The organism is Kocuria sp. ZOR0020 (assembly GCF_000800955.1).
Classification (GTDB): Bacteria; Actinomycetota; Actinomycetes; order Actinomycetales; family Micrococcaceae; genus Kocuria; species Kocuria subflava.
In genome coordinates, this window is record NZ_JROX01000167.1 from 1 (window position 1) to 11,317 (window position 11,317).

An 11,317-nucleotide genomic window follows, 5' to 3' on the forward strand; every position below is an offset into this window, starting at 1 on the left:
CTGGCTGAGCGCGGATGGAGCAGGGCAGCCACAAGCCACACTCCGGTTGAGTACGTGGTGCTGTGGCACCCCCGTTGGCCTCGATGCGATTCCCTACCTCAGCACTCCACCACGTTCACACCCACACTCACGGCCAACCCGCCCCGTGCAGTTTCCTTGTAGTTCTCTGACATGTCAGCTCCCGTGTCTCGCATGGTCTGCACCACCTTGTCCAAGCTCACATGGGTGGGGCCGTCCTCGAACAGCGCCATCCGCGCGGCGTTGACGGCAGTGACCGCGGCAATCGCGTTGCGCTCGATACACGGCACCTGTACCAATCCACCCACGGGATCGCAGGTCAAACCCAGGTGGTGTTCCATGGCGATTTCCGCCGCGTTCTCGACTTGCTGCGCGCTGCCACCCATGACCTGAGCCAGTCCGGCAGCTGCCATGGACGACGCCGATCCAACCTCACCTTGGCAACCCACTTCAGCCCCGGAGATGGAGGCCTGCTCCTTGATCAGCGCCCCCACAGCCCCTGCGGCCAGCAGGTAATCGGCAACAATCTCTTCCCGAGGCCGGGCATCATGGCCGCGAGCAGCCGGAGTGTAGTGGGTGGCGTAAAACATCACAGCCGGCACAATGCCTGCCGCACCGTTGGTGGGTGCGGTCACAATCCGACCGCCGGAGGCGTTCTCCTCGTTGACCGTCAACGCCACCAGGTTCACCCACTCCACCCAGTACTGGGAGTCAAAGGTGGAGTCGATCGCCTTGAGCCGTGCGTACCAGTCCGGGGCACGACGACGCACCGCCAACCCACCCGGCAAGCATCCCGTTCGGCGGAGGTTGGAGTTCTTGGACTCCTCCATCACATCCGCAATCTTCGCCAGCCCGGCCCTGACCTCCGCCTCTGGCCGACGAGCACACTCGTTGGCCAGCGCCAACTCGGCCACGCTCAGCCCGTGCTCATCGCACAAGGCCATGAGTTCATCAGCCGTGCGGTACGGATACGGGACCTGGACGTCGTCGTCATCCGCCATGGGGTCCGTACCCTCCGGCGGATCCACCACCACAAAGCCGCCACCACACGAGTAGGCGGTGCGCTCGGCCAGGACCTGCCCGTCAGCGTCAAAGGCGCGAAACCACATGCCATTGGGGTGATAGGGCAGCAGCGTGAGGGGACGCTGGACAATGTCACGCTCGTGAAAGTCCAGCTCAACCGGTGCAACAACCCCGTCAAGGGCACCGGCGAACTGCAGCGGTTGACCAGACTCCAACGCCTCACGGCGTTGGTCAATGGTTTCCGGGGCCACCTGTTCCGGGCGGTGGCCCTCCAACCCCAACAACACGGCGGTGAACGTTCCGTGCCCCTTGCCCGTGGAGGACAGGGACCCGTATAGGTCCACCCCCACGGAACTCACGGATTCCAACTGACCGTCGGCAACAAGGTCGGCAACAAAGTCCGCTGCGGCACGCATGGGCCCCACGGTGTGGGAGGACGATGGCCCCACACCAATGCTGAACAGGTCAAAAACGCTCACCACCATGATGGTTCACCTCACTCTTGGTCTTGTGCTGCGGCGTATTCCTCCGGGGAGAGCAGATCCCCCTCGGAGTCGACCTCCACGGAGAACAACCAGGCTGCGCCATAGGGGTCGGAGTTGAGCAGTGCCGGGTCATCAATCACGGCGTCGTTGACCTCGGCCACGGTTCCGGTGACCGGGGAATAGAGCTCAGAAACCGACTTGGTGGATTCCACCTCACCGCAGACCTCACCCGCTGTCACGGTGGAACCAGCTTCAGGCAGGTCCACGTACACGACGTCACCCAGGGCATCCACGGCGATCTGGGACAGCCCGATCTTGGCGGGGCTGGCCGAATCAACCCATTCGTGTTCAGCAGAGTAGCGGTAGTCCTTGTTGACCTTGTCGATGGCGCTCATGGATGGATCCTTTCAGTTCCTGGCTCCTGATGGGTGGAGCCGTTGGATGGTTGGAGTTGGTGGGCACCCGGCGTCTTACCGAGCACCGATCAGCGTTCGCGCTTGTAGAAGGGCAGAGCCACCACAGTGAACGGGGTGGGTTTTCCACGCAGGTCCACCTGGAGCTCAGTACCCACCTCTGCCAGGTCCGGGCGCACGAAAGCCAACGCGATGGCGTGGCCCAGTGTTGGGCTGGGGGCACCTGAGGTCACCTCACCCACGGTGTCGCCGTCGTGAAGGACGGCGTATCCGGGGCGAGCTGCGCGTTTGGTGTCGTTGGCCAGGCCCACCAGCTTGCGCTGCGGTCCGGATTCCTTGATGGCTGCCAGGGCATCCCGTCCCACAAAGGACACTTTGGACTTCAAAGCCACCACCGGGCCCAGGCCCGCGCTGAACGGGTCAATCGATTCGGAGAGCTCGTGACCGTGCAGCGGCATGCCAGCCTCCAGACGCAGCGAGTCACGGGAGGCCAAACCACACGGAACCAGGCCGTGGGACTGGCCGGCTGATTCCAGCAGTGTCCACAGACGTTGGGGTGCCTCTGGATCGGCTTCCGCATCCACGTAGATCTCGAAACCGTCCTCCCCCGTGTAGCCGGTGCGGGCCAGTTTCACGGGCAGTTCACCGTCTCCGGTCTCCACCACGACGTCGACGATCGCGTAATACCGCAGCGCCTTCACTGCCTCCGCGCTGTCGGCAGTGACAACCTCCAGCAAGATGGCTTCCGAGGCTGGTCCCTGCACCGCAATCAGTGCAGTGGCCTCCGTGCGGTCGGAGATGGTGACGTCAAAGGTGTGACCATCAGGCGTGCCGGTGCGCCCCTCGAGCGCGGCCAACGCCGCCGGGGTGTTGGCAGCGTTGGGTACCACCAGGAACTCGTCCTGACCCAGGCGGTAAATGATCAGGTCATCGATCACGCCACCCTGCTCATTGCACAGCAGTGAGTACTTGGCCCTGCCGACCTCGACCGCGGACAACCGCCCCACCAGGGCGTGGTCCAGGAATGCTGCGGCCTCCGGGCCGGTCACCAAGACTTCCCCCATGTGGGAGAGGTCAAAGATTCCAGCGGCCTGCCGGACAGCCAGGTGCTCAGCCACGTCGGAGCCGTAGCGCAGGGGCATCCACCACCCACCGAAGTCGGTGAAGGAGGCGCCCAGGCGCTCATGGACGGAGCTCAGCGCAGTGGGCTTGGAGTTGTTCGGCGCGCTCATCGCGGGGTCTCCTCCTTGGTGTTGGTGGTGGCTTCCCGGTTCTCGCTGCGGGCAGCGCCCTTGTGATCGGGAGTCTCCGTTGCATCGGCACTTTCCGAGGCCCCAGCGGTTTTTGCTGCATCAGCGGCATTCTCCACGACGACGTCGTCGTGATCACGTGAGTCCGCAAAGGCTTCAGGCGGCGGGCAGGAGCAGACCAGGTTGCGGTCCCCGTGGGCGCCGTCAATGCGGCCCACCGGTGGGAAGTACTTGTCCACGCGCAAGGACGGCAACGGGAAGGCTGCCCGTTCACGGGTGTAGGCGCGCTCCCACTGATCGGCAACCAGAACGGCGGCGGTGTGCGGTGCGTTGCGCAACACCGAGTCCTCTGCGCTGACCTCACCATTGGCCACGGCTTCAATCTCTGCGCGAATGGCGATCATGGTGTCCACAAACCGATCCAGTTCCGCCAGGTCCTCCGACTCCGTGGGCTCCACCATCAGGGTGCCACTGACGGGGAAGGACTCTGTGGGCGCGTGGAAGCCGTAGTCGATCAGACGCTTGGAGACGTCCGCCACGGTGATGCCTGAGCGTGCAGTGAGCTTGCGGAAGTCCAGGATGCATTCGTGGGCCACCAGACCGTTCTCACCGGTGTAGAGCACCGGGAAGTGCTCATCCAGGCGCTTGGCCAGGTAGTTGGCGTTGAGCAGTGCAACGGATGAGGCGCGGGTCAGCCCCTCCCCTCCCATCAGCGCCAGGTAGGCCCAGGAGATCGGCAGGACACCGGTGGAGCCCCACCGGGTGCTGGAGACCGGCAGACCCTTGCCCACGGAGGCTGCATCATGCGCATCTTGGGCGTCATGGGTGTCCCCGCCCACGGTGGGGCGACCGGGATCCCCGGCCAAGGGGTCACCGGGGAGGAACGGGACCAAGTGCTCGGCCACGGCCACCGGCCCAACACCCGGACCGCCGCCACCGTGTGGGATGCAGAAGGTCTTGTGCAGGTTCAGGTGGGAGACATCCCCACCGAACTTGCCGGGCTGGGCCAGGCCCACCATGGCGTTGAGGTTGGCTCCATCCACGTACACCTGGCCACCGGCCGCGTGCACGGTCTCGCACACGGCCTTGACCTCTGACTCGAAAACGCCGTGGGTTGAGGGGTAGGTGATCATGATGGCCGCCACCCGGTCCTGGTTCTCCGCAATGGCTTTGTCCAGATCCACCGGATCAATGGTGCCGTCCGGCGCAGTCTTGACCACGCGAACCCGCAACCCTGCCAGAACGGCAGAAGCGGCGTTGGTGCCGTGGGCGGAGGCCGGGATCAAGCACATGTCCCGCTGATCATCCCCGCGGGAGATGTGCCAGCGGCGAATGGCCAGCAGACCCGCCAGCTCACCCTGTGAACCGGCATTGGGCTGCACGGAGACCTTGGCATAGCCGGTGATCTCCGCCAGGCGGTCCTCCAGGTCCGTGACCAGATACTGCCACCCCTGCATTCGCTCGGCCGGCGAATACGGGTGGACGTCTGCGAACTCAGGCCACGTGATGGCCGCCATCTCCACTGCAGCATTGAGCTTCATGGTGCAGGAGCCCAACGGGATCATGGTGCGGTCCAAGGCCAGGTCCCGGTCGGCCAAACGGCGCAACCAGCGCATCATCTGGGTTTCGGAGCGGTAATCGTGGAAGTTGGGGTGCGTCAGGAACTGACTGGTGCGGGTCAGATCCCCCGGGAGGTCAGCTTCCTGGACGTTCAGGGCACCGGCGTCCACGCCAAAGGCCTCGGCCACAGCGGCCAGGTCAGCCTGCGTGGTCTTCTCATCCGTGGACACACCCACGTGATCGGCATCCACCCGCCGCAGGTCGATCCCGTGCTCAGCCGCTGCGGCCAGGACGGCATCCGCCCGCCCGGGCACGTGTGCCACCACGGTGTCGAACACCTGCTCCGCCACCAGGTCCACGCCACCGGCACGCAGGGCCTCGGCGAGCGCCTGGGCGTGGCTGTGGACCCGCCGGGCAATGGCCGTCAGGCCCTCGGGCCCGTGGTAGGCCGCGTAGCAAGCAGCAGCTTCGGCAAGCAGCGCCTGGGCGGTGCAGATGTTGGAGGTGGCCTTCTCCCGGCGGATGTGCTGTTCGCGGGTCTGGAGGGCCAAGCGGTAGGCGGGGCGGCCGGCGTCGTCGTGACTGACCCCCACCAGGCGGCCGGGCATGGAGCGCTGCAGACCATCTGTGACCGCCATGAAGGCGGCATGTGGACCACCGGCGAACAGGGGCACACCAAAGCGCTGGGAGGTGCCCACGGAAATGTCCGCGCCCATCTCCCCCGGGGACTTCACCAAGGTCAAAGCCAGCAGGTCCGCCACCACGGTGACCAGGGCGTTGCGCTCGTGCGCCTGCCGAGCCAGGTCGGTCCAGTCCTGCAGGCGCCCGGAGGAACCCGAAAGCTGCACGATCACACCTGCAATCGGCTCCTGAATCTCCGGCAGTCCCGCGGAGAGGTCCAGGATGCGCAGATCCATGCCCACCGCACGGGCACGCCCCGGCAGCAGGGCCAAGGACTGCGGGAACAGGTCCGGGTCCACCAGGATCACACCGTTCTTGGCCTTCCGGTTGGCCCTGGCCATCAGCAGCGCAGCCTCGGCAACGGCGGAGGCCTCGTCCAGCAGTGAAGCGTTGGCGATCGGCAGGCCCGTGAGGTCCTGGATCATGGTCTGGTAGGTCAACAGCAGCTCAAGGCGCCCCTGGGAAATCTCCGGCTGGTAGGGGGTGTAAGCCGTGTACCAGGCCGGGTTTTCCAGCAAGTTGCGGGCAATGGCCGGCGGGGTGATGGTCCCGTAGAACCCCTGGCCGATCATGGGTGTGCCGGGGTCGTTCTGGTCTGCGATCCGGCGCAGTTCCGCCAGGACCTGGGCCTCCGTCAACGGGGCCGGCAGGTCCAGGGCAGCCTCCTGGCGGATGCTGGCGGGAATGGCCTGATCCACCAGCTCACCCAGAGAAGAAACACCCACCTCCTCCAGCAGGCGGTTGTACTGCCCTGCACGTGGACCGATGTGGCGGTCAACAAATGCGTGGGCATCCGCCCCGAAATCCTGGGGATGGGTGGGTGCTGCCGAACTCATACGGAACTCCTGATTCACGGGGCGGGTCAGCCCCTGCCGGTTCCTCCCCGCTCTGTCATGGGACCTGAGAGATTCCACAGGTTGGCTTGTGGCCGTCCTGTTTGCCCCGTCGGTGACGGACTCGCCCCTGATGGGAGGGTCCGTGCTTTCCAGAGTTGCCGAGCTACCCGGTGCAGGTGCCTGAGAGTTTCCCGGGGAGGGATTGCTCCTACGGCGCCCCGCGCTGTTTCCACGGGGTCTCTCCCGGGGCGCTCGTCGGCGTGTTCGTTGATGCGTCCTGAGCCTACCGTGACGTACGTAACTTGACCAAGGGGTCTGTGTGGGGGCGTTCGAGCACCCAGGTCACAGAGCTTGTCCCGCACCCTTGGCGCCCTTATGGTCGATTCATGCGACACAAGCGACTTGCCACCACCACTGTCCTGACTTCCGCAGCGCTCGCCCTGGCCCTCACCGGGTGCGGCACACAACCGGGGGCTGACGACGACGTCGACGGCGCCAACAGCGGCACCCCCGTCCCCACGGCCGAACAGACCACCGGTGCAACGGAGGAGACCTCTGCCGCTACCCCCACGGATGGGGCCACTGACAACGGTGAGACCGCAGGTGCGGCCACCTCCGGCGGTGATGCCGATTCAGCCCAGAACGCCATTGAAACCGCGCAGAGCGAGGTTGGCGGCGAGGCCATCGAGATCGATTTTGACGATGACAACGAGTGGGAAGTCAAGGTGGTCCAGGACGGTCAGTCCACGGGGGTCACTCTCCCCGCTGACGGCGGTTCCGTGACCGAGCAGGATGACCCGGATTCCTTGGACTCGGATGATCAGCGCGAGTTCGACGCCGCCCAGATCTCCCTGGCCGATGCCCTGACCACCGCCACGGAGGAACACCCCGGCAACATTGACGATGCCGAGTTGGAGACCGAGGACGGCACCGTGGTCTACAAGGTGGACCTGTACGTGGGCGCTGACAACTCGGAGCTGAGCGTGTATGTGGATGCCTCCAACGGGGAGATCATCAAGACCAGCTGACGCTTGATCCAGGCACCCTGATGGGACGTGCCTGCGGTCAGGGGCTGCGCACCGTGCGGGTGTGCGGCCCCTGACTTTGTTGTGCCACGGCCAGGAGGTGGCGGCCCAGGTCGGCCACCGCGTCCACGAGCTCTGCAGGCTCCAGAATCTGCATGTCCAACGGCACCCCCGCCAGCCAGGTGGCAGTCCAGGGCAAATCTTGAGAGCCAGTGGTGAACACGCACGCCTCCGGCCCGTCCGGTTGCAGCAGCCCTGCGTAGGCGCACAAGTGCGCCTCAACCTCAGACAGTGGTGCGCAAAATCTGATGCGCACCACATGTTGATAAGGGTCTGTGGTGACGGACCTGTGGAGATGCTCTTGGATCTCCGGTGTGGGACGCGGGGAGAACGCGAAGGTGGAGACCCGAACGCTCTGGATCCGGTCCAACCGAAACGTTCTCCAGTCATCGCGGTCCAGATCCCATGCGAACAGGTACCACCTCGGTCCCATGGCCAGCACTCGATACGGTTCAAGACGCCGGTGGCTGGGTTCGCCATTGCGCGCCACGTAATCCATGCGGATCTGTTGGCACCCCCGGATCCCGCGGGACAACGCCAGGAGAATGTCTGCATCCACCGGTGTGGAGCCACCGCTGATCACATCCACGGCCTGGGAGATGGTGGCGATCTGCTCACGCAGGGCTGCCGGAGAAAGCTCTTCCACCTTCACCAGGCAGGCTTCCGCTTGCTGTTCCAAGCCAGAGATTCCCGACGACGACGCCAGACGCAGCCCCACCCCCACAGCCACCGCCTGGTCCAGGTCCAACACCAGCGGAGGGAGTTTCCCATCGGCGCCCAAGCGGTACCCACCTCCGTGACCGCGGACGGATTCCACCGGATAACCCAGAGTGCGCAGTCGATTGATGTCCCGCCGGAGTGAACGGGTGGTGGTACCCAGCTGCTGCGCAAGGTCGGGTCCGGCCCAGTCCGTGCGGGAGCGCAGCAGGGTCAGCAGCCTCAGAGTCCGGTGGGTGGTGTCACTCATGAACCCATCTTGTGGGATTCACAGGACAGAAAGTGACCGGTTGGGGCGAAATCCTTGACCTACTGCACCCGCTGGACTGTCACCACCACCGGTGAACACCCGATCCGAGGAGAACGTCATGGCCTTCTTGACCCGCCAAGTGACCACAGAGAACGACGCCCTGGCAGCTTTTGCCGCCAACCAGATCCGCCAGATCGCCCGCACTCTCCAAGGGCTGACGAATGACCAGATCCGGCAAACCCCAACCGCTGGTGTCATGAGCCTTGCCTCCCTGGCACGGCACTGCTTGTACGTGGGCAACGAGGGCCTGTTGACCTCCCTTGATCCTGACCGTCAGAAGACACACGGTGTGGGCAATCACGCCGCCGGGGAACCCGGGCCAGCTGGGGTCTTGGACCAGGACACCGCACAGAGTCTGATGGCAGAACTGGAGGATCTGGCCACGTGGGTGGAAACGGTCCTGAGCACCGTGGACATGGACCGCCGAGTGCCTGTGCCGCAGGTGCCGTGGTTCCCCAAGGACATTGATTCATGGCCTGCCCGCTGGGTGGCATTGCATTACATCGAGGAATACGCCCGCCATGCCGGTCACGCGGACATTCTGCGCGAGTCCATGGACGGCAAGGGAGCCTACGAACTCAACGCCTTGGCCGATGGCGAACCTTGGCCACCGGAGGGATGGGCGGAGGAGTTTGCTGCCTGGGAAGAGCAGCGGAGCTGAACCCTCCGGGGGGTCATACGTTGAGTTGACGGATAATGGTTGTGCGGGCATGGATTAGGCTCGCACAACCAACTGCACAAGGAAGTGTCTAGACATGAAGGTCACAGCCGCCGTCGCCACAGCCCCCAAGGCCCCGTTCGAGATCACGGACCTTGAACTTGGTGAGCTGAATCTTGACGAAGTCCGCGTGAAAATGGTGGCTACAGGCGTGTGCCACACGGATGCCATTGTGCGCGACCAGTGGTACCCCACCCCGTTGCCCGCTGTGTTGGGCCATGAAGGTGCCGGAATCGTGGACGCCGTTGGCGCGGCGGTCAACCACGTGAAGCCCGGAGACAAAGTGGTCCTGAGCTTCAACAGTTGCGGCCGGTGCAAGCTGTGCACCACCGGGCACACGGCATATTGCCAAGAGTTTTATGCCCACAATTTTGCGGGTCGCCGCGGTGACGGAACCTCAGCGCTGTCCAAGGACGGACAGACCTGTTCTTCCCATTTCTTCGGTCAGTCCTCCTTCTCCACCTACGCCAACGTGGCGGCCCGCAGCGTGGTCAAGGTTGCAGATGACGCTCCCCTGGAACTCTTGGGCCCCTTGGGCTGCGGCATCCAGACCGGGGCCGGTGCCGTTCTGAACGTGTCGCAGCCTAGGCCGGGCTCCGCCGTCGTGATTTTCGGTGCCGGCGCTGTGGGGCTCTCCGCGGTGATGGCTGCCAAGATTCGCAATGCCGCCACCATCGTGTGTGTGGACGTGGTCCCGGAACGCCTGGAACTGGCCAAGTCCCTGGGTGCCACCCACACGGTCAACGGCCGTGACGCTGATCAGATCCAGCAGATCAAGGAACTCACGGGCGGAGGTGCTGACTACGCCCTGGAGACCACCGGTGTGGCCGCGGTGTTCCGCACCATGACCGATTGCATGGCTGTCCTGGGCCACGGTGCCCTGGTGGGGGCCAGCGCCTTGGGCACGGAATCCACCATCGACATCGGCACGCAGTTGCTCTCCGGGCAGAAGATCTCCATGGTGATTGAAGGTGATTCAACGCCACAGGTGTTCATCCCCGAGCTGATCCAGTTGCACGAGGCAGGACTGTTCCCCTTTGACCGGCTGATCAAGACTTACCCGCTGGAGCAGATCAACCAGGCCTTCGAGGACAGCCACTCCGGAGTTACGCTCAAGCCAATTGTGGTGTTCTGAGCCTGATGCGTTGACTGTTCACCCATGATCGGGGCGGTCCGCCCACGGTATCCATGACCAGGAGGAACCATGACCGAGTATCCAACCACGCAAGGTTCCACCGGCCGGGATTCGCTGGTCACCTTGGGCATGACCGCCCCCATCATTGCTGCTCCCATGGCAGGTGGGCCCTCCACCCCGGAGCTGGTGATTGCGGCTGCTGAGGCCGGTGGCCTGGGGTTCCTGGCTGCCGGGTACAAAACTCCGCAGCAGTTGGCTGACCAGATCAGCACCGTGCGAGCAGCCACGTCCACATTCGGCGTGAACCTGTTTGTCCCCAACACCTTCCACCCGGATCCGGACCAGTTCAGGTCCTACGTGGAATCACTGGCCCCGGTTGCCGCAGATCTGGGAGTGGAACTGGCCACTGAGCCCCGGGATGACGACGACGCCTGGGAAGCCAAGGTGGAGCTCCTGGTCAAGGACCCCGTCCCGGTGGTGAGCTTCACCTTTGGCCTGGCCCCGGCTGATGTGGTGGGCCGGCTCAAGACCGCTGGCTCCCTGACGGTCCAGACGGTCACCACCCTGGCTGAGGCACACCAAGCTCGCGAGCGCGGCGTGGATGCCTTGGCCGTCCAGGGATCTGGCGCCGGTGGGCATTCGGGAACGGTGAACCCGCAGGAACCCATCGCCCAGGTCCCCCTTCCGGAGCTGGTGCGCACCATTGCCGGAGAGGTTGAACTTCCTATCTTTGCCGCCGGTGGGATCAGCACCCCGGAGGCCGTCCAGGAGGTCCTGACCGCTGGCGCGGCAGCATCGGTGGTGGGGACCGTGCTGCTGCGCTGCCCGGAAGCCGGGACCTCGGCACCACACCGTGCCGCACTGGCCGACCCGCAACGGATGGAGACCGTGATGACCCGCGCCTTCTCCGGCAGACCGGCCCGGGCCTTGCGCAACCAGTTCACAGACCGGTACACGGAGAGTGCTCCCCTGGCCTTCCCCGCCGTTCATCACCTGACCGCACCGCTGCGCAAAGCTGCCACTGCTGCAGGCCAACCCGAGTACATCAACCTGTGGGCCGGTACGGGCTTCCGTGACGCCTCAGAG

General features: G+C 64.8%; 9 protein-coding genes and 2 riboswitches. Of the genes, 4 read left to right on the forward strand and 5 right to left on the reverse strand.

Translation table 11 applies throughout. The features are described from left to right. Positions 1 to 98: 98 nt before the first annotated feature. From L979_RS10315 to gcvP, 4 genes are all read right to left on the reverse strand, one after another. A complete protein-coding gene (locus L979_RS10315) occupies positions 99 to 1,526 on the reverse strand; it encodes an L-serine ammonia-lyase (protein ID WP_047692130.1) in 1,428 nt (475 codons plus the stop codon). Between the two features lie 11 nt (positions 1,527 to 1,537). After that, on the reverse strand, positions 1,538 to 1,921 hold the full coding sequence (gene gcvH, locus L979_RS10320) for a glycine cleavage system protein GcvH (protein ID WP_369792991.1): 384 nt from the start codon (positions 1,919 to 1,921) through the stop codon (positions 1,538 to 1,540). Positions 1,922 to 2,010: 89 nt separating this feature from the next. Then, entirely contained in the window at positions 2,011 to 3,171 is a 1,161-nt protein-coding gene (gene gcvT, locus L979_RS10325) for a glycine cleavage system aminomethyltransferase GcvT (protein WP_047692131.1), read from the reverse strand. After that, the gene (gene gcvP / locus L979_RS10330) at positions 3,168 to 6,266 is read right to left on the reverse strand and encodes an aminomethyl-transferring glycine dehydrogenase (protein ID WP_081994303.1); all 3,099 of its coding nucleotides are present in this window, start codon (positions 6,264 to 6,266) and stop codon (positions 3,168 to 3,170) included. The genes gcvT and gcvP overlap by 4 nt, the downstream gene beginning before the upstream one ends. A 42-nt stretch (positions 6,267 to 6,308) precedes the next feature. Continuing rightward, positions 6,309 to 6,424, reverse strand: a riboswitch (glycine riboswitch). Beyond that, positions 6,425 to 6,522, reverse strand: a riboswitch (glycine riboswitch). It lies immediately after the preceding riboswitch. Between the two features lie 130 nt (positions 6,523 to 6,652). Between gcvP and L979_RS10335 the strand changes: the two genes are divergently transcribed. After that, entirely contained in the window at positions 6,653 to 7,294 is a 642-nt protein-coding gene (locus tag L979_RS10335) for a PepSY domain-containing protein (protein WP_047692132.1), read from the forward strand. A 37-nt stretch (positions 7,295 to 7,331) separates the two neighbouring features. On the opposite strand, the gene L979_RS10340 is transcribed toward L979_RS10335, so the two are convergent. Continuing rightward, complete coding sequence (locus L979_RS10340; RefSeq protein WP_052209783.1) at positions 7,332 to 8,318, reverse strand: YafY family protein; 987 nt, start codon at positions 8,316 to 8,318, stop codon at positions 7,332 to 7,334. A 118-nt stretch (positions 8,319 to 8,436) separates the two neighbouring features. Here L979_RS10340 and L979_RS10345 point away from each other — a divergent pair, with 118 nt between their 5' ends. The 3 genes from L979_RS10345 to L979_RS10355 all read left to right on the forward strand — a co-directional run. Continuing rightward, positions 8,437 to 9,039: a DUF664 domain-containing protein gene (locus tag L979_RS10345; RefSeq protein ID WP_052209785.1), complete on the forward strand. Its 603-nt coding sequence runs from the start codon at positions 8,437 to 8,439 to the stop codon at positions 9,037 to 9,039. Between the two features lie 94 nt (positions 9,040 to 9,133). After that, the gene (locus L979_RS10350) at positions 9,134 to 10,231 is read left to right on the forward strand and encodes an NAD(P)-dependent alcohol dehydrogenase (RefSeq protein WP_047692133.1); all 1,098 of its coding nucleotides are present in this window, start codon (positions 9,134 to 9,136) and stop codon (positions 10,229 to 10,231) included. A 69-nt stretch (positions 10,232 to 10,300) separates the two neighbouring features. Continuing rightward, positions 10,301 to 11,317, forward strand: a 1,017-nt coding sequence (locus L979_RS10355; RefSeq protein WP_052209784.1) for a nitronate monooxygenase family protein, incomplete at its 3' end; no start/stop codon positions are given.